Here is a 25781-nt window from a genome sequence, read left to right as displayed (position 1 = left end):
AATTCATCCAATTCATAACTAATAACTCATAAGTCATAACTTAACAGTAACCGCCACCCCTCCCGAAGGGGCAAGCTTAACCTTTACTTTGGAAGTGGAGGTTACGGTTTTCTTTTCGATTTTGTATTTCATGGGATTTTTCTCCCAACTTGCATCGTCTCCATCCATGTAGAAGTCAGCAGTGAATGATTTTCCCGCAGGGAGGAAATCAAATGATATTTCCATTTCCCGTGCATTTTCATCAGTAATCCCTCCGATATACCACTCGTTTTTCCCTTTTGCTTTTCTTGCAATCAGGAGATAATCACCAGGTTCAGCGGATAGTATCTTTGTGTCATCCCAGTCAACGGCGACATCTTTAATAAACTGAAAAGCATCCATGTGCTTTTCATAGTTTTCAGGGATGTCTGCTGCCATTTGCAACGGACTGTACATCGTAACATAAAGCGCCAGTTGCTTTACAAGTGTGGTATGTACCTGGAATTTGCTTCCCGGGGTGTAATAATCCATTTTTATCTGGAAAATTCCCGGAGTGTAGTCCATCGCACCGCCCATCAGTCTGGTGAAAGGTAAAATTGTTTCATGCTCGGGCGGGTTTCCCCTGCTCCAGGCATTAAACTCATTCCCTCTCGCTGCTTCCGCTGCGAACCAGTTTGGCCAGGTTCTTGACTGCCCGGTTGGCCTGTGCGACTCATGCGAATTGACCATTATCTTGTATTTGGCGGCTTTTTCAGCTACTCTGAAGTAATGAGCAACCATCCATTGACCGTCATGTCGTTCACCTCTGGGAATAATCCGACCGACATAACCGGTTTTTACCGCATCGTATCCGTGCTCTTTCATAAAACGGAAAGCATCGTCGAGTCTTCTCTCATAGTTTGTTGCTGAGGCACTCGTCTCGTGGTGCATGATAAGTTTCACACCCTTTGACTTGGCATAATTCTGCAACTCTTTTACATCGAAATCGGGATACGGCGTTACAAAATCAAAAACATTTTCCTTCCACTGACCAAACCAGTCCTCCCAGCCTACATTCCATCCCTCAACCAAAACGCCGTCAAAACCGTTTTTAGCAGCAAAATCAATATAATATTTGGTTCTTTCAGTTGTGGCTCCGTGTCTGCCGTTCGGCTTCAGGCTTGCCCAGTCGGTTTCACCAATTTTTACATTGTTGATGTCTGAGTAATTCCAGCTCGATTTCCCCACATGAAGTTCCCACCAGATGCCGACATACTTATTCCCTTTAATCCAGCTTGCATCAGCAATTTTTGATGGTTCATTCAAATTGAGGATCATTTTTGAAGCAAGAATTTCCTCTGCCTTGGAAGAAACAATAACAGTTCTCCAAGGAGTCGAACACGGTGCCTGCATGTAGGCAGGATTACCTACTGCGTCAGGTGCCAGAACTGCCGAGAGAGCGAACTCCTTTTTATCAACCAGAAGATGCATAACGGGATAATTTGTTACGGCAGCTTCAAAAATATTGATGTAAAGTCCGTCTGAGGATTTCATCATAAGAGGAGTTTGAACAGCATTCGGAGCAATAATCGAACGGGTGCTAATCTCAAAAAAGCCCTGTCCCTTTTCTGCATCCACTTCACTCAATTTACTCGTCATATATGGATATTCGTTGCTGTCGAAATCACCCGGAATCCAGAAAGTTTTGTGATCTCCCGTCAGGACAAACTGGGTTTTCTCACCCATGATGGTGAAGTACCTCTGATTTTCCATTTCAGGAAATTCGTACCTGAAACCGAGTCCATCATTAAAGAGTCTGAAGACAATCGCCATCTGTTTTTTTGTGGTGAAGTGCTGAAGAGTTACTTTCAGTTGATTGTAGTGGTTTCTGATCTCTTTTACTTCACCAAGAACCGGGTTCCAGGTCTCGTCAAACGAGGAATTTTCAACCGTCAATTCACTAAGTTCACTCACAAAACCTGGATCATCTCTTATTTCGATCCCCAGCGCCGATTCCTTAATAACATATTTACCATCGAACTTTAATGTATAATACGGAATCCCTCCCTTGCTCATCATAAAGTCAAGTTCGAGTCTCCCGTTAGGAGATTTAAGATTTTGCGAAAAGGTTACTCCTACCGTAACCAGAATAAATAAAAGAATTTTCTTAATCATACTTTTAGACCAGTCAACATTACTGCATTACTGCATTATTGGATTATTGGATTACTGCATTATTGCATTATTTAAGCATCACCATTTTACGGGTGGAATAAAAATCTCCCGCTTTAATAGTGTAGAAATAAATTCCCGAATTAACACTGTTTCCGGTATTGTTCTTACCCGTCCATTGTACGAAATGAGTACCCGCAGGTTTAATTTCATTTACCAAAGTGGCAACCTCACCGCCAAGAATGTCAAATATCTTAAGGCTAACAGGACCCGCAGAAGCGGTCCGGAACTCGATTATTGTCGACGGATTGAATGGATTCGGGTAGTTTTGTTTAAGCTCATATTGTTGTGGAATTTGAGTGTAATCGCCTTTTATTCCAACCGGGATATCGAAACCACCCGAAAAAGCGACAACTTTTCCGTCTCTGGAACCTGCCATGAATTCGAGTGTCCCGTTAAGGTCGATGTCAGGCATTCCCCAAATCGCCTCTGCAGCGTAGGAGTTGGAACCACCGCCAAAAGCGTAAGTGAAGAGGGTGTCGCTGTTCTTACCGCCAAAAACATAAATTTTATTGTCGAGAGATGCGACACCGATCTCAGGATATCCGTCCGCAGTTAAATCACCAAGAATTCCGGCACCCAGATTGTTACCCCCCGTCGGAATGGCAGTGATCGCAACTCCACTTTTTCCACTCAGCACATAAATGTAAGGTGTAAGTGCCTGCACCAGAACATCAGATACGCCATCATTATCAATGTCGCCGATGATTATCAGATCTTCGATAAATCCTCCACCTACCTGACCTGTCCAGTTCAGCGAGCCATTGGAAACATCAACAGAATAAACTTTACCGGCGATATCCCCTGCTATCACAGAGCGTTTGTTAGCTACGGTATCAAAAAGCACATCCAGTGCCCAGCAGGAAGCGTCTGTATTGTAAGTCCAGAGCCGTTGAGCAAGATCATTAAAAGCATATATCTCAGCAGCAGTTGCATTTGATACACGGGTAGTAAACGCACCACCTCCGGGGAAAGAGACAACCGCATCTTTCATCTTCTTGCTCGGGGAATCGTCAATTCTCCAGATTTGAGCTCCTGTTTTCCCGTCGAGCAGATATGTTGAAAAGCGTCCACTGCCATTGAATTCATTTCCGCTTGCAGTCGCCAAAATGTCAATTGTGCCGTCATTGTTCCAGTCACGCCTGCCATCGATACCGTTGACATCACCCAGATCATAATTAACCGAATCACCAAATTCCCACAGTTTTTCGCCGGTTGCACCATCTATCATATAGACATATTCACTTCCGCCTGCTGTTCCGATACAGACATCGCCAATACCGTCATTGTTGACATCTGCAACAGGTTGAAGCGATCCAACACGGGATACCGAACCCGCATCATTGTTGTTTCTGTAGGAATTGAACATCCAGAGAATATCTGCACTCACTGAGGAATTGCCGTTGTAAGCAATCGTAAAATAGTTGTCTGTTGCAACTATCATATCAGCAATGCCGTCACCGTTCAAATCACCCGCTTTTTTAATATACTTGGCTGATAAATCATCCGCACTCGTCATTGGATTGTCGGGAATTACCCCTTCCCAGTATTTCGCTCCCAAAGAGGAATCAACTGCAGTCACATTTGTAATGAGCGGTATTTTTAATTGTATCGCGTTTGAAGCATTTGAATAAACTCTGAGTGTATCCTGGTGCAAACCATAGGTTTTAGGATTTGTCCAAACTCTGAAAGTAACCGACCCCACAGAATCAATCGAAAAATTCGACGGAGCCTTTGGTATGAAATAGGTCTCAGTATCGAACCTGAGAGAGTCAACATTAATCTTTGCAGATCCGGTGTTGCTGAATGTTATCTCTTTATAACCCGAACTCCTTACCCGCTTGATTCCATAATCGAGGGATGCGGAAGAGGACGAAATTACGGGTCCGACATAGATTCCCCGTCCACTCAGTTTTGTCTTCGAAAATGCAAAATTGATGTCATTATGATAAATCAGCACACTGTCTTTGTAATATACAGGGTCTGTTGGTGTAAATTTAATCTCCAAAGGAGTAATTTGATTTGGCTGAATTGTAACCGGAAAGACAGCCGAGGAAGAAAATGCGGATGACGAAAATTTCAGCGAATCGATTTTTAGAGGAGCTGTCCCGACATTGTTCAGGTACAGTTGTGAAGTTGAAGAAGAACCTATCTGAACATTACCGTACTCAATGGAGGCAGTAACCACCTGAATCTGTGGAGTACCACTGCCACCAAGATCAAACTTGTAGAGTGCCCTTTGTGTTCCGCTGAGCATCCGGGCAAGAAGCCAAAGATATTTCCCGTCCCAGGCGAGCCCCCGGGGTGAGATGCTTGCTCCCGTTCCTTTGGGTACAGGAAATGAGAAAAGTGTATCCTCCGTTGAAATATTTACAGCATAAATTCTCTCGGCATCACCTTCAAAATTTTCCATCACATAAAACAGAGTGTCGCCTTTCACTGTAACTCCCTGAGGCTGCAATCCAAAAACAGAAATTGTATCCACAAGTTGCTGAGTTGTTACATCAATTTTGTATACTCCCGCTTGAGGGTTGGGATAATACACGCTGAACCACAACCCACTCCGGTCGTATGCCGTACCACCCATATAATAGGTCTGCATCAAAATAGAGTCAAGTACAGTCCCCGAGGTGGTCACCTTTCTGAAGTTATGACGCGAAATCAGTCGCTCATTATACCAGAAATTGGTACCATCCCATCCCAATCCCTGGGATTCCCTGATTGTCGGGTAGTTAATCATTAGACTGTCCACAACATTTCCGAGTGTATCTATTGCTATAAGCTTGTTTTTCAAACCGGTTGTGGAACTTGATGTGGATAGCCACAATTTCCCGTTTGCAAAAACGAGTCCATACGCACTGTTATAATATGCCGAGGTGGGCAGGGGGATGGTTTTAATCAATGACTGGGCATTTAACCCAATTATCAAAAGGGAAAAAAGTACAAACAACTTTTTCATTTGATTCTCACTCTTTAGTTGTGTGAGTTAGTCGCGGGGATGCTCCTCGCACCATTTTTTTATGTAATCAGCAATCTCATGTGTTGGAGTTCCGGGGGTAAAAAGTTCTCCCGTTCCAATCTTCTTTAATGCTTCCTTGTCACTCTCGGGTATTATTCCACCCCCGGTCAAAAGTACATCGTCAATCCCCTTTTCCTTCATCAAGCCGAGGACTTTTGGGAAAAGAGTCATATGCGCACCTGAAAGAATGCTTAAACCAATTACATCCACATCTTCCTGAAGTGCTGCTTCAACAATCGTTTCGGGGGTCTGCCTCAATCCGGTATAGATCACTTCCATGCCTGCATCCCGAAGTGCAGCAGCAATAACTTTCGCTCCCCTGTCGTGGCCGTCAAGTCCGGCTTTACCGACTAAAACTCTGATCTTCTTCTCCATTTAATCTCTCGTATTATTCTAAATGTTTTTTGATTTTTTCGGCATATGACTGCATGGTGATCACTTCATCATACTTTTTAAAATCGAGCCGTTTGAAAATATTATCGTCGTGAAATCTTGGTATTATATGAAAGTGGAGATGAAAGACCGTCTGTGTGGCAGCTTCTCCAGTATTGCATATGATATTGAAACCGTGTGCACCAGTGGCTTTCTCTACTGCAAGAGCAATCTTCTGAACCTTTTCAAAATAATACCCCATCATTTCAACCGGCATTTCCCTGAAATCTTTGTGATGCTCCACAGGTACAACCAAAGTATGTCCGTAGCTCAATGGTCTGATATCGAGAAATGATACCACCTTCTCATCCCGGTATATCAGTCCCTCATGATTATCATTTTTTATGATGTCGCAAAATATACAATTCATATCAAATATAAAAACTCTTTAATATTTCTAAGAAAATGATAACGCATAGGTTCTTGCCTTGTAGAGGTCTTCAGCCGTATCCACAGAAATGCTCTCAATCTCGGTTTCCACTACTCTTATGTCGTATCCGTTCTCGAGAATTCTCAATTGCTCAAGTTTCTCAGCATCCTCCAGTGACGATTGTGGCAGCCTTGTATAATAAAGAAGGAATTCCTTCCGGTAAACATAAAGCCCGATATGCTTATAAAACCTTCCCGAATCGAGAGCGGATTGAATTAAATCACCCTCCCTCAAATAAGGAATTGGCGACCTGGAGAAATAGATTGCATTGCTGAAATTATCAAAAACAACTTTCACAACTGATGGATTGTTGAGATCATCCTGTGTGGAAATTTTTTTAACAAGAGTTGAAACCTGAAGTTTTGGATCAACCAAAAGAGGCATTACAGCGTCATCAATTATGCTGCCTGAAATAAATGGTTCATCTCCCTGAACATTTATAACTATCTCTGCATCGGGAAGCTGATTTGCCACATAAGCGATACGGTCAGAGCCCGTCTGCATATCCGCAGGTGTCATCACAACTTCACCGCCAAAATTCTTCACCGCATCGTAAACTCTCTGATCGTCCGTAGCCACAATTATTCTCTCAACAAGCCTTGATTTCCTGACGCTTTTGTAAACCCACTCGATCATAGGTTTGTCGAGTATCTGAGCCAAAGGTTTCCCCGGTAAACGGGTGGAACCGTACCTTGCGGGGATAATTGCAACTATTTTCATAAAATTTTCTTGATATTCTTCCTGATTGCCGGTTTTAGAAGGATTATTTGATTATGATTGTCACTATCTGTTGTCGGAATTGATTACTTTTGGTACCGCAAAATGGTCTCCCTCCCTTTGGGGTGCATTTTTAAAGGCTTTCTCATGATTTAAAGAGGGTGCCGGCTCATCGTTTCGAAGTGTTGCCTCACTTCCCTCAATGGGGTGGTAAAGCGGTTCGACATCAGATAAATCAATATCATTCAACTGGTCAACATATTCAATAATTTTGTTGAATTCCTGTGTAAACTGTTCAATCTCCTTTTCATCAAATCGAAGCATTGAAAGTTTTGCGATGTATTTTACATCATCAACTGTTACGCTCATTTTCCATCCTGATTTTATTTTCAATTATTTTGTTTCGCACCTTTTCCATCAACTCAAGTTCCTCTTTTTTACCAATATTTCCTTCGGGTGGAAATACCGGTTTGTCGTAATGAACATATATCGTCCCGGGTACAATTTTGAATTTCCCTCCTGCATTTACTCTCTCACGGGCTCCCACGATTGTGACAGGAACAATCGGATGCTTAACCTTGACTGCGAGATAAAAAGCCCCCCGCTTGAACTCATGTACCTCTCCATCCTTGCTCCTTGTCCCTTCCGCAAAAAGAAGAACTGAATATTTTCTCTCGTTCAGAAGTCTGTCGGCTTCTTCGATACTGTGCATTCCACTTTTAGGATTTTTTCTGTCAACGGATATATAGGGTCCCATCAGCAGTTGCCATCCGAAAAACGGGATCCGCCCAAGTTCTTTTTTAAAAATCATCACCATTCTGTTTGGCACAGAATATTGCATGGCAGGTATATCGTAAAGCCCCGAGTGATTCGGCACATATACATAAGCCCGCTCCTTGTCGATGTTCTCGGTGCCTGTTACAACCAGTTTTATACCACTGATCTTGAGGATTCCCCAAGGGAAAATTCGGGCAAGTTTGAAATAAATATTGTGTTTTTTATCGAAAGGAAGTGTAATTATTCCATAAATGGAAACTACAGTTACATAAATTACAAGGGCAATAATTCGGAGGATCGTCAATTATGGTCTCGAGTTGGTTCTTTTGATACTAAATTTTTACTCTTTCAACCCCAAAGTTAACATAATGATTTGAAGAGACAAAGAAGTCAGACTTCCTCAACCCCTGTTTTTAGGATCCAGCCCTCTTTGCCGTTCGGAAGTTTTACCCTGTACCAGTCCGTCAACACTTCCAAAATCTCGAGTTTGTTTCCTTCTGAAATCAACCCCTCTTTATTTCCTCCCGGCTCAGGTACGGAATAAAGATGGACATTTTCCGAGATTACTACACATTCATTGACATTGGATGCCAGGTCGTAGTTTATGAACAATGATGAAACCGAAAAGAGCATCACTAAAAGAATTGGCGGCAGAAAAAGACTGAGATTTCGATTTCCTGCATAATCTTTTTTCAGGATAAAACCCGCAATGAAAAACAATAAGATTATATAGGCAACCAGGGCAATGAATAACCAGGACCATATGTTTAGAAGTGCTGCCACATCCTTAAAGAACTTGAAAATGAAAAAATCAGGCAGTCTTACAATCTTGTCTTTAATTTTAAGATGCTCATTTACAAGAAGTGCATTAACTCTGGAATTATTTTTACTGAAAAGAAGTGCTCTCTCGAGGTTTAAAATACTCTTTCCCGTTTCCCCTGTTTTCGAATATGTGTATCCGAGGTTGAAGTAGAGTTCTTCCCCCTTGTAGCCTTCTTTTGCCAGTTCTTCATAAATCTTTAAAGCTGATGTATATTTTTTATCCTTGAATAGTCTGTTTGCCTCTTCAAATTTTACAGAAGCGCTATCCTGAGCGGCAAGATTTGGTACAAAAATCGTAAGCAGAACAAGGATAGTCAATTTAATCAGGAGGAAGTGTTTCATGATTCAGCCCCTTCAAACTTTAAAATGATGTTCGAAGTTCTGTCATAAAACTCTTTCATTCTCTCTCTTTTGCCATCTACAGGAGCAAACCTCATCATTTCACACTCGTCAAGAAGTTTTTTCACCTCAAGAGCAAGTGTTTCATCTGTTCCGGAGGTCACAAGTGTGGAATAAACTTTTTCCGAAGTGAATTCAATTTTTTGCAGTTTGTATTTGGTTTCGAGATATCCCTCAAGGGCAGTAGCCGTCTCAGTGTAGAATTGATCAAAACCGTCGCTGTTCATCAAAGCGGATGCTTTTGCAAGTCGTTCCTTCGCAATCTTCTGAGCTGCACGCCTGATCTTTAACAGAGGATCGTTCAGTCTCTCTTCTTCCCGTTTTTTCATCTTAATAAAAATTCCTGTACCTGCAGCAGGAAGTAAAAAGAGGAATGAGATCAGCCAAAGTGTTGGATATGACGGAAAATCTTTGGAAAACCCGACAGGTCCGGTATAAATATCGATTCCCTCGGTGTCACCGCCCGTTGCACCCTGATTGTAAGAATCCGCAGAAACAGTAATCGGTATTTCTTCAGTTTTTATCGTTTTTATTGTCTTTGTTTCAAGATCAAAATAATTGAACTCCACCGATGGAAGGGTATATTTTCCGCCATCCCTGGGAATCAGAACATACTCAATTGTTTTACTGCCTGAAATTATTCCCTGACGATTGATCTTTTTGTCGATATTGGGATCGAGCACTTCAAAACTTTTGTCAAATTCCAGTTTCCCTGCATCCACCAGTTCAATGTTCCCTCTCCCCGTGATAACTATCTCAAACCTGATCGGCTCATTTTTTTTGAATACCCGTTTTTTTGTCGAGGTTTTTATGTCGAAACTTCCCGTTCCCCCGGAAAAATTAATTTTTGAAAGGTCTGCAGGTATGGGGAGGATCTCAACCTTCACAGGTGAGGAAGTCATCTTGTAATCGACTTTTTGGAAATTCCTGAAAAACGGATCATTGAGGGGGTCGTTCGGATTGCCCGAAGCAGATACATTTACAGGAATCGTAAGAATCAAAGGAGCGATGTCAATGGTACCGGTCTTTGTGGCAAAAAGAGCGGCGGTTTTTACAACCCCCGCATAGTAGGTTCTGCCGTTGTAAAATTCCTGATCGAGCATGATTTTTCCGGGCATGTCGAGTTCCTCCGCCCAGAAACCCTCGAAAGTCGGCAACTTGACATAGTTCGGATTATCAGGTTGAAGTGCCGGATTAAAATAAAGTTTGTAGTCAACAGTTATCTGTTCACCCAGATAAGCTGACTGTTTGTTCACAATCGTCCTGATAAAAATTTCGTTTTCAAGTCCCGCTGTGTTATTATCAGCCTGAGGATTTCTTGTATTTGCACCTTTTTTAACGATAATCTTAACGGAATTGGTGCGGAAGGTTCTCCCGTCAATTTTTAGAAGTGCACCCGGAATTTCATAAGTTCCCTCCTTCTTTGCAGAAAGAATATATGAGAAACTCCCGCTTACATGAAGATCCATGTTAACGAGGGAGGTTTGTTTTGACTCGTTAGGTCCCGAGAAAACATAAAAATTGCCAAGATTCGGAGGTGTAAACCTGACATCACCCGTGGTTTTCATCTCGTAACTGAAGGAGAGTTCAAACTCCTGCCCGACAGCTACCTCAGTCCTGCTGACTGTTGCCTTTACACTCTGACTTTGTGCGGTCAGCGATAACAAAATTCCAAACAGAAGAAGATAACCAACCCTTGCGATTACCAATCTTTTTCCCTTCCGAATCCTCTTAATTGCTGATTTTTCTTATTCTTCCTGACATCCCGTTCCTTGTCCTTAAGGGCATTCAATATCTTTTCCGCGTCTTCCTTGCTCAGGTTCTTGTCAGGCCTTGGATTTTTGGGCTGCTGCTGATCTTTTTTGTCTTTGTTGTCTTTTTTATCTTCGTTTTTGTTCTGGTTGTTTTTATTCTGATCGTCTTTTTTCTTGTCCTCTTTTTTATCGTCCTGCTTTGGCTGATCCTTCTTCTTATCCTCTTTCTTATCGTCCTTTTTGTCGTCTTTCTTCTTTTCGTCCTGTTTCTTTTTCTCTTCTTCCTGTTTTTGTTTCAGTTTTTTGAGTGAGTAGGAGAGATTGTATTTGGCATCGGCATCGTTCGGATCAAGTTTTAATGAATTTTTATAGGCTTCAACCGCAGCCTGATAATCTCCTGCCTTCAGGTGGGCATTCCCCATGTTGTACCATGCTTTCGACTGAAAATCGGGATCACTGCTCTTACCCAAAGCGTTCTGAAACGACTGAACCGACTCTTTGTAGTTCCCTTTTTTGTAATATCCTGCACCAAGATTAAAATCAGGAATTGCAGATTTATTATCAAGTTCGGTTCCTTTTTTAAACAAACCAATTGCCTCATCGAATTTGCCCCCCTCGTACTTGTCCACACCTTCATTATTGGTGCCTTTCAACGATTGGGCAATCAACGGGAGAGCCATAAAAAACAGCAAAATAATTATTCTCATAAATTTCTCAATATTTCAATTTCTGTCAAACTTAAATTTCATGTTAAACTGTAATTACAGTCGATAATCTTAATTTCTTTTTTTGTCACCGATGAAGAATCCGGCGATCAGCAGGAGAATTGCCGGTACCAGAAACCAGTGAAAAACTTCATCATATTCAACCACTTTGAAGGCACCAAATTCCGATTTCTCAAGATTGCTGATATCCTCGTATAACTTTGCCAGGTACTCGGAATTGTCATCACTTCTGAAAAATTGACCGCCCCCAAGCGAGGCAAGTTTTTTCAATTTCTCCTCATTTACTTTCGTGACAACTTCATTTCCTTCACCATCCACTTTGAACCCTGTCACGGTTTCACCAGAATAGATGGGAATTTTTGCTCCATTGGGAGAACCGATTGCCACTGTAAATACCCTGATTCCGTCACCGGCCGCTGCTTTCACGGCATCCTCGGCACCTTTTTCATGATCTTCACCATCGGAAAAGATTAGCACTGCCTTACCCTTGTTTTTCGAGGAGGAAAAGCCTTTCATCGCCATCTCCATGGCACCGGCTATATCTGTCCCCTGTTGTGCAACACTTGTGATGTCGATTGTCCCGAGAATCAGCTTCCCGATTGAGTGATCGAGAGTCAGAGGGAATTGCAGGTAACTCTGGCCCGCAAAAATGATCATTCCGATTCTGTCTCCCGCCATCTTTTTGAGCATAATCTCGATATCATTTTTGGCTTTTTCGAGCCGGCTTGGTTTCAAATCCTCTGCTGCCATCGAGTTCGAAACATCAAGAAGGAAAAAGACATCAATACCGGTCTGCTTCACTGTTTCAACTTTGGAACCGACCTGCGGTCTCGCAAGTGTAAAAATCAGCAGAATTCCGGCAACAAAAAAGAGCCCAAAACGGATCAATTCCCTGTTATAGATCTTGTTTTCGATAAGCCCGTCATGATCCATCCCCGAAAAGAATCCTGAAATTATCTCTTTTTTCGCGCTGTAGTAGAAGAAAAAGAGGGGGACTGTAACCACAAGAGCCACGATAAAAATCAGGTTAAGGTCATAGGCAAATTTTAGCATCTTACGGTAGCCTCCTCAACCAGGTAAATCCGAGCAATCTTGACAACAGCAACATTATCAAACCTGCTGAAGCAAAGAAAATAAATTTTTCCGACTTCCTTTTAAACGAACTAACCTCTATTCTGGTTCTCTCCAGTCTGTCAATTTCCTGATAAATGCTCTCAAGTTTCTGATTGTCTGTAGCACGGAAATATTTTCCACCCGTTCCCGAAGCAATCTTCTGAAGGAGTGGTTCATCAATCTCAACGGGCACCATCTGCCTCTGCATCCCGAAAGGTCCGGGAATATCATACGGAGCTTCACCCATCGTTCCGACTCCGACAGTATAAACTCTCACTCCGAATTGACCGGCAATCTCCGCAGCCGAGTTCGGGTCTATTTCACCCGCATTATTGACGCCGTCAGTCAGGAGAATTATCACCTTGCTCTTGCTTTCAGAGTCTTTCAACCGGTTTACACCGCTTGCAAGGGCATTCCCGATTGCTGTACCATCCTCAAGAAATCCGCTCTGAATTTCATCAAGCAACGAGACCACAGCGTTATGATCGACTGTAAGAGGGCACTGGGTAAAGGCTTCCTTCGCAAAAATAACCAGACCGATGCGGTCGTTATCCCTCCCCGATATAAACTCCCTCGTAATCACTTTCGCAGCCTCAAGCCGGTTCGGTTCGAAATCTTTTGCGAGCATGCTTCCCGACACATCGAGTACCACACAGATATCGATCCCCTCAGCATATACACTCTCCTCCGAAAGTTCAGTCTGAGGTCTTGCCAGAGCTATTATCAACAGGGCAAGTGCCGCAATATCAAGATATTTTGGCAGGTCACTCAAGCGGGAACGAATATCCTTAAATTTTGCAGCCTCCCCCGCCTTGGAATATTGAATTGCCGCCCGTCCTTCCCCCTTTTTCTTTAAGTACCAAAGAATAAAAGGGATTACGAGCAGAAGGAGCAAAACAAATGGATAAGCAAAACCGGCACCGTTAAACATTAATACTCCCTGCCGAACTCTTTTTATCACACGCTTTCAGAAGTGTAACCGCTCCCGCAATGTAGTTGCTCTGCTCAATTTCCGAAGGGGTGTATTTCGCAAATTTCACCATGTCAGCCCTGGTAAGGAAGTCATCCACACCTGAAATAATTTCCTGTGACATCCCTTTTTTGTTAAGGGACTGGATGGTCTCACGGGTAGTCATCTCCAGTGAAAGGAAACCAAATTCAACTTCAAAAAACCACCTGAGCGTGTCTGAGACCTCGCTGAAATGTTCTTTTACTTTCCTTTCATTCAGATAACCCTTTTGATCGATTTCCTCAAGTTTTGCCAACGCTTTATCGAAATTTGTCAATATTTTCACGGGCTCTTCAACAATTTTCTCTTCAACCGGTTTTTTCTTGAACCTACGATAGATCAGCCATCCAAGAAATGCCGCTAGGGCAAGTCCGCCGAACAAAATTGAATATTCCAGCCACCCCCAAGGAATTCTCTCGGGAGGCTTCACATCACTTATCTCTTTTGTGGTATCGATTTCAAGCGGTCTGATTTTAATAACAAACGGAGTAGTGCTTTTTACAAGGGTATCGGTTCCCTTTACAAATCTAAAATCATATTTGTTTATTTTTACATCAAGGGAATCAAAACCGGAAAAAGAATAGTTGAAATCACGGGAAATAACTCCGTTCTTTTCGATGTTTTGAAGTGTATCCGTCGTTAAATATTCAAGACCGGCAGCCGAAATTGAATCAATCAGCGGAGTCTCCAGCAATTTATACTCTCCCGGGTACTCAAGCCGGAATGTAAAAAATATCTTGTCACCGACTTGATATTCCCTTTTCTCCGTTTCAAGAGTTAACTTTATATCGGGTGCCTGGGAATAAATCGCCCCTGACAAAACTGCTGCAAAAAAGAGAAGCAGAACCAAAAAATTATTTCTCATCCTACCACCTTTTTTCCCTTAATTTGAAAAACGCCGTCAACGGTTTTACATAACTCTGTCCCGTCTTAATCTCAATCCGGTCAACTTTACAGGCTTTCATCAGGTTCTCTCGGTATTCCCTGTCAGCGTGCCATTTCTCAAAAAAGTATTTCCGAAACTCCATTGAGGAGGTGTTGATTGTGGTTCTTTCCCCCGTCTCGGGATCAACAAAATCCACAAGTCCGATTTTAGGAAGTGCGATTTCCCTGTCATCTTCCAAAACCACCGACACAAGATCATGCTTCTTCGCTACAGTCTTAAATATGGTATCATATCCCCTGTCCTGAAAATCGGAAATTAAAAAGACAATTGCCCTTTTAGTAATCATGCTGTTAAGATACTCGAGGGCTGCTTTTATGTTGGTCCCTTTTCCCTCGGGGACGGCATTGATCACTTCACGGATAATCCTTAGGGGATGTGAACGGCTCTTTTTCGGGGGGATAAACTTTTCGACTTTGTCGGTGAACAAAATGAGTCCCGTCTTGTCATTGTTTTTCAGGGCACTGAACGCGAATATTGCCGAGAGTTCAGCGGCAAGTTCCTGCTTCGTCTGTTTTCTCGTTCCGAATTGTTGCGAACCGCTCATGTCAACCAGAAGCATTACCGTAAGCTCCCGTTCCTCTTCAAACACTTTTACAAAAGGATGAGCGAAGCGGGCACTTACATTCCAGTCAATGTTTCGAACATCGTCGCCGACCGAATATTCCCTGACCTCCGAGAATGTCATACCCCTCCCTTTGAATACCGAATGATATTCACCCGAGAAGAGGTCGTTAACCACGCCTCTGGTCTTCAGTTCAACACGGCGAACTTTTTTAAGTATCTCTTTGGTGTCCAATTATTTTCCTGTTTGTTCGGGATTCACGATTTTAACTTCTTCAACAACAAACGAATTGACATCAAGGTACTTCAATTTTGTTCAATATCTCTTTGATGATGAACTCGGATGTGATTTCTTCCGCTTCAGCCTCGTAGCTCACCGAAATTCTGTGTCTCAAAACATCCATAGCGATCGATCTGACATCATCGGGTATTACATATCCTCTCCTCCTGAGGAGTGCCATGCCTCTGGCAGCAAGAGAGAGGTTGATGGTGGCTCTTGGTGAGGCACCATACCCGATGAGGTCTTTCAGTTTTTCGAGCCGGAACTGTCCCGGATTTCTAGTGGCAAAAACGATATCAAGAATATATTTTTCAATCTTTTCATCGAGATAAACTTCCTTAAGGAGCTGTCGCCCTTTCATAATCTGTTCTTTGGTCACCACTTTATTCAAACCTATGGTATCCTGATACAGATTTTGCCTCATGATCACCAGTTCCTCTTCTCTGGAGGGGTAGGTAATCTTTATTTTAAGCATGAATCTGTCAACCTGTGCTTCGGGAAGCGGATAGGTACCTTCCTGTTCGATTGGATTCTGAGTGGCAAGAACGAGAAACGGCTCTTCGAGTTTGAAGGTGGTTTCACCAATTGTTACCTGTCTCTCCTGCATAGCCTCGAGTAGCGCACTTTGAACTTTTGCAGGGGCTCTGTTGATCTCATCAGCAAGTATGAAATTTGAAAAGACGGGACCTTTCCTTATCGTGAAGTTCCCCTCTTTCTGATTGTAAATCTGAGTACCTGTCAAGTCGGCAGGAAGGAGGTCGGGAGTGAATTGTATCCTCTGAAACTTTGCATCCATAACAGATGCGAGGGTTTTGATGGCAAGAGTTTTAGCCAGTCCGGGAACCCCCTCGAGTAGAATGTGCCCGTTTGCAAACAAGCCGATCAACAACCTTTCGAGCATTTCAGACTGCCCGATTACAACTTTGTGCATCTCCTGCAACATTTCATCGATAAACCAGCTCTCGCTTTTTATCCGTTCATTTAATTCGGCGATATCCATTTTTGTCTCTTAATTTTAATCTTAATTTATATTGTATGTGAAATTTTCAGATCAGATCATTTCACGCAACAGTTCCTGACGGGGTTGCGGAATCACAATTTTGTTAACCAGTAATCCTTTCTCCTGTATAACCTGAGCCCCGGCATCAACTGCAGCCTGAACAGCCGCCACTTCACCTGTAATGGTGCAAAACGCTTTACCACCAAGAGCCATCGCGAGACGAATCTCAATCAGTCTCACTTTTGCAGCTTTTACGGCGGCATCTGCGGCTTCAATTAATGAGGCGACCGAAAAGCTTTCGAGTATGCCGAGTGCCTGCAGCAAATCAACATTGGAATGACCTGCAAGTGCCGGAAAGACATCGGGATGGACATTCGGAATGATGAAGTAGTCTATCACTCCAAATCCTATTGTGTCAATCGCGGTCTCAACGGATGATCTCACTGCCGCCACATCCCCGCCGATAATGCTCATGTATTTACCTGAACAGATCGTACGCGAGATAACGAGCTCAACATCAGCAGTCTTCAGCATGATATCCGCTGCGTGCATCCCCGAGGCAATACTGCTTAATTCTATTAGTCCTAACGAATTTTTCTTGATCATGGTTCTTCTAATTGTTAATAATTCTTATAAAATCGTTGTTTACATCAACCACGGTACCTGAAATGGAGGCATGGATGTTGGAACCGAGTTTTCCTTCCGGAATTTGTGCCACTAAGTCCCCTTTTGCCACTCTGTCACGCAATCCCACAACGGGAAGTGATGCATCACCCACAGCCTGTTTAAGTTTTATTTTTACTTCACTCGGCTGGTGGTTCACATTAATAAATGGGGTATCGGCCGCAAGATCCTGCACCTTGAGTTTTTTCATCAACATCTTCAGGGGGACTCTTCTTCCCTCCTTCATCGGATGCACTTTAACCGGATGCTTCTGCACATATTTTACCCCCTCAATCCGCATGTTTCGCTTCGACTGATCGCATGCTTCCTTTGGGAACAGTTCTTCGGGACATGCATAAAGGGTACATAATCCGCATGAACAACAAAGCTCTGCCATCTGATTCCAGTAACCGGCTCCAGAGGAAGTGAAGCCAAGCGACCTCATCACCTTGTGCGGCTGAACATCATAACCTAACAGATATCTCGGACAAAATTCGGTGCAGTAGCTGCACTGGTCACAGGCTGATTTCCCTATCCTGTGCCAGCTCGATTCGGGCTGACTCATCCTGAATACGAGGTGGTGCTTTTTTGGTAAAACTATGAAACCGCCCGTTGTTTTTGTTACGGGTTCATCAAGATTGTCCATCAGTTTTCCCATCATCAAACCGCCGTTGAATACTGCATATTCACTCTCGCTGCTACCACCTGCAAGCTCTATCACTTCCCTTGCAGATGTACCGACAGGGACAAAGAAACTGGATGGTTTTTTAACCGCACCCGCTACACATATAAACTTTTCCGTAACGGGTTTTTCTTCAGCGGCGTGTTTAATATTCATAAGGGTCTCAACATTGTTGACCACACAACCGACATTCAATGGGATTCCGCCAGCCGGAATCAATCTTCCCGTCGCTGTATAAACCAGCTCGTATTCATCTCCCGAGGGATAAAAGTCGCCGAGTTCGGTGATTTCTATCGGGTGATTTCCGATTTTTGATTTCACAACTTCAATGGCGGCAGCATTTTTTGATTTGATGCCAAAGTATCCTTTTTTTGCACCCGTGGCTTTGATCATTAGAGCCATCCCCTCAATCATCTCCTCTGCCTTCAACAGCATCAGTTCATAATCTTTGTGGAGAAGGGGTTCACATTCGGCACCGTTTGCCAGTACAAATTCCACTTTTGAACCGGATTTCACATGTGTCGGAAATCCCGCACCGCCCGCACCGACAACTCCGGCATTTTTTATCAGACTCGATAAATCCATCTTATTTGTTTTCTGTAAATGTTCTGAAAAATGTTTTAACAAGGTTTATTGCACCATTAAATCTTACAGGGATTGAATCTCCATAGAGAAGTTCCAATCCTCCTTTTAGTCCGTCATAAACCTTTTTCCCGTGAGGATACCACCACATGTTCCTTTTTACACCGGGCAGAATGTCATCCACTACACACCTTGGCTGTGTCATGGCTTCGAGACCAACAGACCCGTGGGTTCTTCCATAACCCGATTCCTTGAATCCGCCCCAGGGGGTTTCCGCAAGGCCGTGAGACATCAAATGGTCGTTAATGGTTACGGTACCTGCTTCCAACCGTGAGGCAAGTGCATGCCCCTTCTTACGGTCGGTTGTCCAAACGGATGCAGTGAGACCAAGATTTGAATTATTGGCGAGAGCCACTGCCTCATCGTGTGTCGAAAATTTCTGTATCCCGAGCAGAGGTCCGAAAGTCTCCTCCTGCATCATAATCATATCACCTGATACATTTTCCACCAGGTAAGGAGTGTGGAACTGACCTTTTGAGATATCGCCTTTCACGGAACCGAGAGGTGTGGCAATTCCCCCTTTTGAAATTGCATCCTCGAGATGGGATTCAACAGTTTTCAACTGATTCACGGTTGTCATCGCACCAATTTCAACATCGAAGGAGGTGCCGGGTCCCTGCCGAAGTGCCGCTCCCTGTCTTTTAAGTTCATCGACGAAATTTGTGTAAATTTTTTCGTGGACATAGATTCGTTCAACACCTGCACACGATTGTCCCGAGTTACTCAATCCCGCCCAAAGTGCACCCGCAGCAGCGCGGTATATGTCGGCATCTTCAAGAACTATCATTGCATCATTTCCGCCAAGCTCAAGGGAGATCGGAAGGAGCTTTTCGGATGCCTTTTTCATCAGTTTTTTGCCGACAGGAACGGAACCCGTGAAGAAAAGTTTGTCTATCCCCGATTCGATAAATGCATCACCGGCTATATTTCCAGGAATATTCAGCAGTCTGAACAATCCGTCGGGCAAACCAGAAGCATTAACCGATTCTTCAATCAGCTTCGCAACTTCCTGTGTCTGGGACGCAGCTTTAAGAACCACTCCATTCCCTGCTATTAATGCCATTGCCACTTCATGAACGGGAATCCCGAAGGGGTAGTTCCACGGACTTATAATCCCTATCACCCCGTAAGGTACACGATCTATATATGAAATTTTGTTGGAGAGAAGGATGTTTCCCGGTTTAAGTCTTTTCCGTTTTAAAATTCTTTTTGCATTTTTTGCATAATAGTTAACCGCAAGCACCGAAGGCATCACCTCCGTGGAAAGAGCATCGAAGGTGGTTTTTCCCGCATCCTTTGCTATGGTTTCCGAGAATCTGTCGGCATTTGCGGAGATATAATCCCTCATTTTAAGGAGACAATCCCTTCTTTTATCGAAGGAGAATGATCCCCACTTGATCTGAGCTGATTTTGCCCTCGCTACAGCCTCCTTCAGTTCCTCTACGGTGTTAAGAGGTGTCTCCCCGATTTTTTCTCCTGTTGCAGAATTATAAGAAACGGTAGTGCTCATTTTTCTCTCCCTTTAAAGGTGTTCATGCTGTCTGTGACTTTGAGGAATCGAAGAGTCCACTGGAACCATGAGTCAGGCATCAGCCTCATTCTCGGCGTAAGATGAACTGTATATGGTCGTTTGGGTGAATTCCTCCCCTTTTTTATCGCCGATTCCACAATTGCCTTGGCGATTACATCATGGCTCTTCAACAAAGGTACAATCAATCCTCCCGGGAAAGGAATTTTTGCCCCCTCAAACATTCCCGTCCTTATATAGGAAGGATGGATCGATGAAAATTTGACTCCTTTCTTTCCAAGGTTCTGAGCCTCAAATCGAAGTGATTCCGTCAGTCCCCAAACAGCCCATTTTGTAGCTGCATACATTGCAAGCCCCGGAACGCCGATTGTTCCTGCAGCGGATGAAATATTAACCACATGCCCCCTGTCATTCTCATACATAGCAGGAAGAAAAGCTTTCGTAGTGTAAATAAAGCTTGTGAGGTTCACATCTATTGTCTTTTCCCACTCTTCATCGGGTCTTTCATGGAAGTAGCCGCTTCTTACGAAACCTGCATTGTTCACGAGAATATCCACACTTCCCATCTCCTTAAAAGCGGTTTCAGCCAGAGCATACACACGATTTTTATCACAAACATCACATTCATGGTAGAAGACTTTCCCCTTCCCATCAAGTTCTTTTTTCGCATTCTCTATTGAGGCGGGGTTCAGATCCCAGATGGTCACCGTTACACCTTCGGCAAGAAGTCTTTTTACGGTAGCCAGGCCAATTCCCATGGCACCACCCGTAACTACAGCAGTAGCTCTCGATAACTCTTTCATCAAAATAATCCCGATTTTAAACCCGTAATTTAGAGATTTTTGCTTTGAGAATAAGGGGTAATTTCAGAGGAGAGGATTTTTTGAGGAAGGGGTATTAATTGTCACAGTTCTTTTTTGAGTTGTTTGACGGCTTGGAATGCGGAGATGGAGTCATGAGCGATGGGAGAGAGTTTTTGGTGGAGTGATTGTTCGTTTGTCATGAGGTCCTGGAGGGTGGTTTGGAGGAGAACGGCGTCGACTACGGATTGGATGACAGACCAGAGGGAACGGACGGAACAGTTGATTTCGTGTGTGCAAGCGGCATCGATACCGGAGTGATGGGTGCAAAAGGTGTGGTCGAAAAGCCTGCCACCAAGATCGTTCATGACATCTGCCACAAGGATGGATGAGGGATGACGGGAGAGCCTGTAACCCCCCCGCTGCCCTCTTAGAGATTCAATGTAACCACCAAGACGAAGAGCCCTGAGAAGCTTTGCCACATTTGCACTTCCCAACCCCTCGGCTTCTGCAAGCTCAGGTATGGTCATGCCTAAAGTGTCAGAGTGCTTTGCAATACGAAGCAAAAGCCGTAAGCCGTATTCTTCCTGTGAGCTAAACTTCATCTAAAGGGATTATCCTTTGTAAAGGGGAATTTTAGAGCCGCACATCTTTGCATACATTACTTTGTCAAATGCGTCAGGTGGTATGGAGGGACCTTCGGCAGAACAAAACTGATCGTATGCAGAGATTAAGTCGTGAGAGATTTGTGCCGCACTTCTGCCCTCGATCTGAAGACGGGGCATAAAGAAGATAACTTCACCATCTTTGAACAAAGCAACTGAGGGAGATGAAGGGGGGTAACCCTTGAGATGACCTCTGAGGGTATCGACGGCATCTCTCTCCTGACCGGCAAAGACGGTAATGAGTTTGTCGGGTATTACGGTATGCTGGAGTGAAAGTGAGACTCCGGGACGGGCTGAACCGGCGGCACATCCGCATACTGAGTTGATGACTGCCAGGACGGTTTTGCCGGGGTTGTTTAGTATGGCTGCATCTACTTCTGCAGGTGTTGTTGCTTCCCGGAAACCGACTGCAAGGAGTTCGTCTCTGAAGGGTTGGACGGATTCCTGATCGTATAGGGGGGGTCTGAGTGTGTTTAACATTTGCTCTCCTTTTCAGGGTTTGCTTGTTTGTATCTCTGTCTGTTGTGACAGGTTATGTTTTATAAAAATCCGAGTTCGAGTTTTGCTACTTCGCTCATCATGTCTTTGTCCCATGGGGGGTCCCAGATGAGTTGTATTTTGACATTGTTTATTCCGGGGATTGTTTTGAGTTTGGTTTCGACTTCCACGGGGAGTGATTCGGCTACGGGGCACATTGGGCTTGTGAGTGTCATTTGGACGATGAGGTTGCCTTCGAGGTCGAATTTGAGGTGGTAGATGAGTCCGAGTTCCCAGATGTCGACGGGTATTTCGGGGTCATAGATGTTTTTGAGGGTGTCTATGACTTTGTCCTGGAGTTGTTGTACGGTTTCTTTTGTCATGTGTTTACTCTGTTGTGACTGCGGTGTCTTTTTGGTGTAGTGCAGCGTGCATGGTGTGCCATGGGAGGCTTGCGCATTTTACGCGTACGGGGTAGTCTCTGACTCCGAGGAAGATGGCGGGTTTGCCGAGTTGTTCTATTTGTTGGGGGTCGTCGAGCTTTCCGGTTACCATGTCGTGAAATTGTTGAAAGAGTTGTTCGGCTTGTTCGAGGGTTTTGCCTTTGAGTTCTGCTGTCATTATGGATGCGGATGATTTTGAGATTGCGCATCCGTTGCCCTGGAAGGAGATGTCTTTTATTATGCCGTCGTGGATGTCGAGGTATATGTGGATATGGTCGCCGCAGAGGGGGTTTAGTCCTTCGGATGTGTGTGTTGGGGGGTTTATTTCCCTGAAGTTGCGGGGATTTTTGTTGTGGTCGAGTATGACCTGCTGGTAGAGTTCTTTTAGTTCGTCGTTCATGAGTTGAAAACTTCTATTACTTTGTTGATTGCACGGGCTGCGAGGTCGATTTCGTGTTTTGTGTTATAGTATGCGAGTGAGATTCGGGAGAGTGCGGGGACGCCGAACCGCTGCATTACGGGTTGTGTGCACATGTGTCCTGTTCTTATTGCGATTCCTTCGAGGTCGAGTATTGTTCCGACGTCGTGGGGGTGTATGCCTTCGAGTTTGAATGAGAATACTGCTGTTTTGTGGGGGGCGTTACCGATGAGGGTAAGTCCGGGTATTGGGAGGAGTTTTTCGAGGGCATATTGGTAGAGTTGGTTTTCGTATTGTGCGATGTTTTGGATGCCGATTGTGTTTATGTAGTCGATTGCTGTTCCGAGTGCGATGGTGTCGGCGATGTTTGGTGTTCCTGCCTCGAATTTGTAGGGTATTTGGTTGTAAATGGTTTTTTCGAGTGTGACGGAGAGTATCATGTCGCCGCCTCCTTGCCACGGGGGCATTTGTTCGAGGATTTGTTGTTTTGCCCAGAGGACTCCGATGCCTGTTGGGGCGTAGAGTTTGTGTCCGGAGAAGGTGTAGAAGTCGCAGCCGATGTCCTGGATGTCGATTTTGAGGTGCTGGACTGCCTGTGCGCCGTCGATGAGGACTTTTGCTCCGGCGTCGTGTGCGAGTTGTGTTATTTCTTTTACGGGGTTTATTGTGCCGAGTGTGTTGGATGCGTGGACTACGGCTACGAGTTTTGTTTTGTTGTTGAGGAGTTTTTTGTATTCCTCGAGTATGAGTTCGCCGTTGTCGTTGACGGGGATTGCTTTGAGGGTTGCTCCTGTTCGTTGTGCGAGGAGCTGCCACGGGACGATGTTGGAGTGGTGCTCCATTTGGGTGATGATTATCTGGTCGCCTTGTTTTATGTTTTGTGTTCCCCAGGTGTTGGCGACGAGGTTTATGGCTTCGGTTGTTCCTCGGAGGAGGATGACTTCTTCTGTTTTTGGCGCGTTGATGAAGGTGCGGATTTTTTCTCTGGCCTGTTCGTATTTGTCGGTTGCGATTTGGCTGAGGTGGTGGACTCCGCGGTGGATGTTTGAGTTGTAGTTTGTGTAATAGTCTGTGAGTGCGTCTATGACGACTTGCGGCTTTTGGGTTGTTGCTGCGTTGTCGAGGTAAACGAGTGGTTTCCCGTGGACGGTTTGGTTGAGGATTGGGAAATGGCTGCGTATTTTCTGGATGTCGAGTGTCATGTGTTTTTCGAGAGTTTTGTGGCTACGCGTTCTTCTATTTGCTGACGGACGGAGTCGATGGTGATTGTGTGGACTGCGTCGTTTGCGAATGCGTTTATTATGATTGTTTTTGCGAGCTGTTCGCTGATTCCTCTTGCGCGGAGGTAGAATATTGATTGGTCGGAGAGTTTTCCGATGGTTGCTCCGTGTGAGCATTTTACATCGTCGGCGAATATTTCGAGTTGGGGTTTTGTGTCTATTCGTGCGCTGTCTGAGAGGAGAACGGTTTTGTTTTCCTGGAATGCGTTTGTTTTTTGTGCGTCTTTGCGGACGAAGACTTTTCCGTTGAAGACCGCGCGGCTTGTGTGGTCGAGGACTCCTTTGTACATTTCATGGCTTTCGCAGTTTGGCACTGCGTGGTCGATGAGTGTGTGGTTGTCGATGTGCTGTGTGCCTTGGGCGATGTAGAGTCCGTTGAGGGTGCAGTGTGCGTGTTCTCCGTTGAAGCGTGCGTTGAGGTCGTTGCGGACGATTGAGCCTCCGAAGTTTATGTTGTAGGAGGCGTATGTGCTCTCTTTTTCGAGTGTTATTCCGGTGTTTGATATGTGGAAGGTTTTGAGGCTTTCTTCCTGTATTTTTATGTGTTCGAGTCTGCCGTTCCGGTCAACGACTGATTCTGTGACTGCGTTTGTGAAGCTGGTGCTTTGGTCTTGGGCGGTGTATGTTTCGACGACTTTTGCCTGTGCGTTTTTGCCGATGATGAAGAGGTTACGCGGCTGTATGAGGAGGTTGTGGGCTCCTGTGGTGATGTAGAGGATTTGCACGGGTTTGTCGAGGGTGTAGCCGGATTTTACTTTGAGGAATACTCCATCGTTTATGTACGCCGTGGAGAGAGCGGTGAAGATGGAGGATTCCGTTTTGGCAAGCTTACCAATGTGGAGATTTACTTCTTCGGGATATTTTTTTATTGCAGTTTTAAGATTGCAAAGTGTTATCCCGGGTTCGTCAAGTTCCTGCGAGTTAGCTTCATCATATATGCCGTTTACAAAAACCAGTTTATAGGTATTAGGTATTAGGTATGAGGTATTAGGTATTAGGTATGAGGTATTAGGTATTATTTTTGGTACTTCAAACCTGGTCGCTAATAATGGCGCAAGATTGGTGTATTTCCATTCTTCGTCTTTGAGTGTCGGGAATTTGGCTTTGTTGAACTCCTCGATGGCGGAGATTCGGGTTTGGTGAATGGGGAGTTTAGACTCTCCGTTCAAGCTCTCTTCAAATTTCTTGAAGCCTTCGGCATACCATTTTTTGATGTCGGCGCTCATATTGTTCCTGCCACGAATTCTTCCACATGGTCTTTTACCCAGTCGTATCCTTTTTCTTCGAGGAAGAGGGCGAGGGATTTGTCGCCTGATTTGATTATTCTTCCTTTGTAGAGGACATGTACGAAGTCGGGTACGATGTAGTCGAGGAGTCTTTGGTAGTGTGTTACGACTATGAATGAGTTGTCGGGTCTGCGGAGCGAGTTTACGCCGCTTGCGACGATGCGGAGTGCGTCGATGTCGAGGCCTGAGTCGGTCTCGTCAAGGATTGCGAGTTTTGGGTCGAGCACTGCCATTTGGAAGACTTCGTTTCTCTTCTTTTCACCGCCTGAGAATCCTTCGTTTACGGAACGGCTGAGGAGATCCTGCGGCATTTCAACGAGTTTCATTTTTTCTTTAATCATTTTGAGGAAGTCCATGGCATCAAGCGGGTCTTCGCCTCTGTATTTTTTAATTTCGTTTACGGCGTTTTTCAGGAGGTTTGTGTTTGAGACGCCGGGAATTTCAATGGGGTACTGGAATGCGAGGAAGACTCCTTCTCTTGCTCGGTCTTCAGGGGACATGTCGAGGAGGTCTTTGCCGTTGAATGTTACGGTGCCTTCGAGTACTTCGTACTCTTCCCTGCCTGCGAGAACCTGTGCCAGGGTGCTTTTGCCTGAACCGTTTGGTCCCATTATTGCGTGGACTTCACCGGGTTTTACGGTGAGGTTTATTCCTTTTAAAATTTCTTTGCCGTCGATGGCTGCTCTTAAATTTTTAATTTCTATCATTTTCGTCTTTCTTATT

The 25781-nt window shown here is 44.3% G+C and carries 26 protein-coding genes; all 26 read right to left on the bottom strand.

Features of this window, described 5'->3' with window-relative positions; genetic code table 11:
• Positions 1–33 precede the first annotated feature (33 nt).
• The 26 genes from J0L60_00640 to sufC all read right to left on the bottom strand — a co-directional run bounded on the left by J0L60_00640 (position 34) and on the right by sufC (position 25765).
• Positions 34–2133: a glycoside hydrolase family 97 protein gene (locus J0L60_00640; protein ID MBN8544613.1), complete on the bottom strand. Its 2100-nt coding sequence runs from the start codon at positions 2131–2133 to the stop codon at positions 34–36.
• 67 nt (positions 2134–2200) lie between these two features.
• Positions 2201–5149, bottom strand: coding sequence for a choice-of-anchor D domain-containing protein (locus J0L60_00635; protein MBN8544612.1), 2949 nt, complete (start codon positions 5147–5149; stop codon positions 2201–2203).
• A gap of 27 nt (positions 5150–5176) precedes the next feature.
• On the bottom strand, positions 5177–5584 hold the full coding sequence (locus tag J0L60_00630) for a cobalamin B12-binding domain-containing protein (GenBank protein MBN8544611.1): 408 nt from the start codon (positions 5582–5584) through the stop codon (positions 5177–5179).
• Positions 5585–5597: 13 nt separating this feature from the next.
• Positions 5598–6011, bottom strand: coding sequence for an HIT family protein (locus tag J0L60_00625; GenBank protein MBN8544610.1), 414 nt, complete (start codon positions 6009–6011; stop codon positions 5598–5600).
• 27 nt (positions 6012–6038) lie between these two features.
• A complete protein-coding gene (gene kdsB / locus J0L60_00620; protein MBN8544609.1) occupies positions 6039–6791 on the bottom strand; it encodes a 3-deoxy-manno-octulosonate cytidylyltransferase in 753 nt (250 codons plus the stop codon).
• Between the two features lie 63 nt (positions 6792–6854).
• Positions 6855–7157, bottom strand: coding sequence for an Asp-tRNA(Asn)/Glu-tRNA(Gln) amidotransferase subunit GatC (gatC, locus tag J0L60_00615; protein MBN8544608.1), 303 nt, complete (start codon positions 7155–7157; stop codon positions 6855–6857).
• Positions 7141–7869 (bottom strand): 1-acyl-sn-glycerol-3-phosphate acyltransferase, encoded by a 729-nt coding sequence (locus J0L60_00610; protein MBN8544607.1) that lies wholly within the window; start codon positions 7867–7869, stop codon positions 7141–7143. The genes gatC and J0L60_00610 overlap by 17 nt, the downstream gene beginning before the upstream one ends.
• Before the next feature lie 86 nt (positions 7870–7955).
• The gene (locus tag J0L60_00605) at positions 7956–8729 is read right to left on the bottom strand and encodes an SH3 domain-containing protein (protein ID MBN8544606.1); all 774 of its coding nucleotides are present in this window, start codon (positions 8727–8729) and stop codon (positions 7956–7958) included.
• Complete coding sequence (locus J0L60_00600; GenBank protein MBN8544605.1) at positions 8726–10495, bottom strand: protein BatD; 1770 nt, start codon at positions 10493–10495, stop codon at positions 8726–8728. Before J0L60_00600 ends, J0L60_00605 begins: the two co-directional genes overlap by 4 nt.
• Complete coding sequence (locus J0L60_00595) at positions 10489–11247, bottom strand: tetratricopeptide repeat protein (protein MBN8544604.1); 759 nt, start codon at positions 11245–11247, stop codon at positions 10489–10491. Before J0L60_00595 ends, J0L60_00600 begins: the two co-directional genes overlap by 7 nt.
• A gap of 69 nt (positions 11248–11316) precedes the next feature.
• Positions 11317–12318, bottom strand: coding sequence for a VWA domain-containing protein (locus J0L60_00590; protein MBN8544603.1), 1002 nt, complete (start codon positions 12316–12318; stop codon positions 11317–11319).
• 1 nt (position 12319) lies between these two features.
• Positions 12320–13309: a VWA domain-containing protein gene (locus tag J0L60_00585; GenBank protein ID MBN8544602.1), complete on the bottom strand. Its 990-nt coding sequence runs from the start codon at positions 13307–13309 to the stop codon at positions 12320–12322.
• Positions 13302–14252, bottom strand: a complete 951-nt coding sequence (locus tag J0L60_00580) for a hypothetical protein (protein ID MBN8544601.1) — start codon at positions 14250–14252, stop codon at positions 13302–13304. Before J0L60_00580 ends, J0L60_00585 begins: the two co-directional genes overlap by 8 nt.
• Before the next feature lies 1 nt (position 14253).
• Positions 14254–15129, bottom strand: coding sequence for a DUF58 domain-containing protein (locus tag J0L60_00575; protein ID MBN8544600.1), 876 nt, complete (start codon positions 15127–15129; stop codon positions 14254–14256).
• 61 nt (positions 15130–15190) lie between these two features.
• Positions 15191–16174: an AAA family ATPase gene (locus tag J0L60_00570; GenBank protein MBN8544599.1), complete on the bottom strand. Its 984-nt coding sequence runs from the start codon at positions 16172–16174 to the stop codon at positions 15191–15193.
• Positions 16175–16225: 51 nt separating this feature from the next.
• Positions 16226–16780: a BMC domain-containing protein gene (locus J0L60_00565; protein ID MBN8544598.1), complete on the bottom strand. Its 555-nt coding sequence runs from the start codon at positions 16778–16780 to the stop codon at positions 16226–16228.
• Positions 16781–16787: 7 nt separating this feature from the next.
• The gene (locus J0L60_00560; protein MBN8544597.1) at positions 16788–18104 is read right to left on the bottom strand and encodes a 4Fe-4S dicluster domain-containing protein; all 1317 of its coding nucleotides are present in this window, start codon (positions 18102–18104) and stop codon (positions 16788–16790) included.
• Between the two features lies 1 nt (position 18105).
• Positions 18106–19671 (bottom strand): aldehyde dehydrogenase family protein, encoded by a 1566-nt coding sequence (locus J0L60_00555; protein ID MBN8544596.1) that lies wholly within the window; start codon positions 19669–19671, stop codon positions 18106–18108.
• Positions 19668–20492 carry an SDR family oxidoreductase gene (locus tag J0L60_00550; GenBank protein MBN8544595.1) on the bottom strand — a complete coding sequence of 275 codons (825 nt, stop codon included), beginning with the start codon at positions 20490–20492 and terminating at the stop codon, positions 19668–19670. Before J0L60_00550 ends, J0L60_00555 begins: the two co-directional genes overlap by 4 nt.
• Positions 20493–20593: 101 nt before the next feature.
• Complete coding sequence (locus J0L60_00545) at positions 20594–21094, bottom strand: Rrf2 family transcriptional regulator (protein ID MBN8544594.1); 501 nt, start codon at positions 21092–21094, stop codon at positions 20594–20596.
• A gap of 9 nt (positions 21095–21103) precedes the next feature.
• Positions 21104–21634 carry a BrxA/BrxB family bacilliredoxin gene (locus J0L60_00540; protein ID MBN8544593.1) on the bottom strand — a complete coding sequence of 177 codons (531 nt, stop codon included), beginning with the start codon at positions 21632–21634 and terminating at the stop codon, positions 21104–21106.
• Positions 21635–21693: 59 nt separating this feature from the next.
• Positions 21694–22014, bottom strand: a complete 321-nt coding sequence (locus tag J0L60_00535) for a DUF59 domain-containing protein (protein ID MBN8544592.1) — start codon at positions 22012–22014, stop codon at positions 21694–21696.
• A 4-nt stretch (positions 22015–22018) separates the two neighbouring features.
• Positions 22019–22474, bottom strand: a complete 456-nt coding sequence (locus tag J0L60_00530) for an SUF system NifU family Fe-S cluster assembly protein (GenBank protein ID MBN8544591.1) — start codon at positions 22472–22474, stop codon at positions 22019–22021.
• Positions 22471–23694 carry a cysteine desulfurase gene (locus tag J0L60_00525; GenBank protein ID MBN8544590.1) on the bottom strand — a complete coding sequence of 408 codons (1224 nt, stop codon included), beginning with the start codon at positions 23692–23694 and terminating at the stop codon, positions 22471–22473. The genes J0L60_00530 and J0L60_00525 overlap by 4 nt, the downstream gene beginning before the upstream one ends.
• Positions 23691–24998 (bottom strand): Fe-S cluster assembly protein SufD, encoded by a 1308-nt coding sequence (gene sufD, locus J0L60_00520; GenBank protein MBN8544589.1) that lies wholly within the window; start codon positions 24996–24998, stop codon positions 23691–23693. The genes J0L60_00525 and sufD overlap by 4 nt, the downstream gene beginning before the upstream one ends.
• The gene (gene sufC / locus J0L60_00515) at positions 24995–25765 is read right to left on the bottom strand and encodes a Fe-S cluster assembly ATPase SufC (GenBank protein MBN8544588.1); all 771 of its coding nucleotides are present in this window, start codon (positions 25763–25765) and stop codon (positions 24995–24997) included. Before sufC ends, sufD begins: the two co-directional genes overlap by 4 nt.
• Positions 25766–25781 lie beyond the last annotated feature (16 nt).

This window comes from Ignavibacteria bacterium (genome assembly GCA_017302895.1).
In the GTDB taxonomy this organism is placed as follows: Bacteria; Bacteroidota; Ignavibacteria; order Ignavibacteriales; family Ignavibacteriaceae; genus UTCHB3.
Note: the sequence above shows the minus strand (reverse complement) of the source record. Positions and strands in the feature narration are given on the sequence as shown.

Excerpts from the sequence above, each read along its gene's own strand:
- J0L60_00530 (MBN8544591.1), bottom strand. The coding sequence starts at position 22,474 with ATGAACGACGAACTAAAAGAACTCTACCAGCAGGTCATACTCGACCAC.
- gatC (MBN8544608.1), bottom strand. The coding sequence starts at position 7,157 with ATGAGCGTAACAGTTGATGATGTAAAATACATCGCAAAACTTTCAATG.
- J0L60_00545 (MBN8544594.1), bottom strand. The coding sequence starts at position 21,094 with ATGAAGTTTAGCTCACAGGAAGAATACGGCTTACGGCTTTTGCTTCGT.
- J0L60_00635 (MBN8544612.1), bottom strand. The coding sequence starts at position 5,149 with ATGAAAAAGTTGTTTGTACTTTTTTCCCTTTTGATAATTGGGTTAAAT.
- J0L60_00540 (MBN8544593.1), bottom strand. The coding sequence starts at position 21,634 with ATGTTAAACACACTCAGACCCCCCCTATACGATCAGGAATCCGTCCAA.
- sufD (MBN8544589.1), bottom strand. The coding sequence starts at position 24,998 with ATGAGCGCCGACATCAAAAAATGGTATGCCGAAGGCTTCAAGAAATTT.
- sufC (MBN8544588.1), bottom strand. The coding sequence starts at position 25,765 with ATGATAGAAATTAAAAATTTAAGAGCAGCCATCGACGGCAAAGAAATT.
- J0L60_00590 (MBN8544603.1), bottom strand. The coding sequence starts at position 12,318 with ATGCTAAAATTTGCCTATGACCTTAACCTGATTTTTATCGTGGCTCTT.
- J0L60_00565 (MBN8544598.1), bottom strand. The coding sequence starts at position 16,780 with ATGATCAAGAAAAATTCGTTAGGACTAATAGAATTAAGCAGTATTGCC.
- J0L60_00535 (MBN8544592.1), bottom strand. The coding sequence starts at position 22,014 with ATGACAAAAGAAACCGTACAACAACTCCAGGACAAAGTCATAGACACC.
- kdsB (MBN8544609.1), bottom strand. The coding sequence starts at position 6,791 with ATGAAAATAGTTGCAATTATCCCCGCAAGGTACGGTTCCACCCGTTTA.
- J0L60_00580 (MBN8544601.1), bottom strand. The coding sequence starts at position 14,252 with ATGAGAAATAATTTTTTGGTTCTGCTTCTCTTTTTTGCAGCAGTTTTG.
- J0L60_00630 (MBN8544611.1), bottom strand. The coding sequence starts at position 5,584 with ATGGAGAAGAAGATCAGAGTTTTAGTCGGTAAAGCCGGACTTGACGGC.
- J0L60_00560 (MBN8544597.1), bottom strand. The coding sequence starts at position 18,104 with ATGGATTTATCGAGTCTGATAAAAAATGCCGGAGTTGTCGGTGCGGGC.
- J0L60_00605 (MBN8544606.1), bottom strand. The coding sequence starts at position 8,729 with ATGAAACACTTCCTCCTGATTAAATTGACTATCCTTGTTCTGCTTACG.
- J0L60_00550 (MBN8544595.1), bottom strand. The coding sequence starts at position 20,492 with ATGAAAGAGTTATCGAGAGCTACTGCTGTAGTTACGGGTGGTGCCATG.
- J0L60_00585 (MBN8544602.1), bottom strand. The coding sequence starts at position 13,309 with ATGTTTAACGGTGCCGGTTTTGCTTATCCATTTGTTTTGCTCCTTCTG.
- J0L60_00555 (MBN8544596.1), bottom strand. The coding sequence starts at position 19,671 with ATGAGCACTACCGTTTCTTATAATTCTGCAACAGGAGAAAAAATCGGG.
- J0L60_00570 (MBN8544599.1), bottom strand. The coding sequence starts at position 16,174 with ATGGATATCGCCGAATTAAATGAACGGATAAAAAGCGAGAGCTGGTTT.
- J0L60_00640 (MBN8544613.1), bottom strand. The coding sequence starts at position 2,133 with ATGATTAAGAAAATTCTTTTATTTATTCTGGTTACGGTAGGAGTAACC.
- J0L60_00525 (MBN8544590.1), bottom strand. The coding sequence starts at position 23,694 with ATGACACTCGACATCCAGAAAATACGCAGCCATTTCCCAATCCTCAAC.
- J0L60_00625 (MBN8544610.1), bottom strand. The coding sequence starts at position 6,011 with ATGAATTGTATATTTTGCGACATCATAAAAAATGATAATCATGAGGGA.
- J0L60_00595 (MBN8544604.1), bottom strand. The coding sequence starts at position 11,247 with ATGAGAATAATTATTTTGCTGTTTTTTATGGCTCTCCCGTTGATTGCC.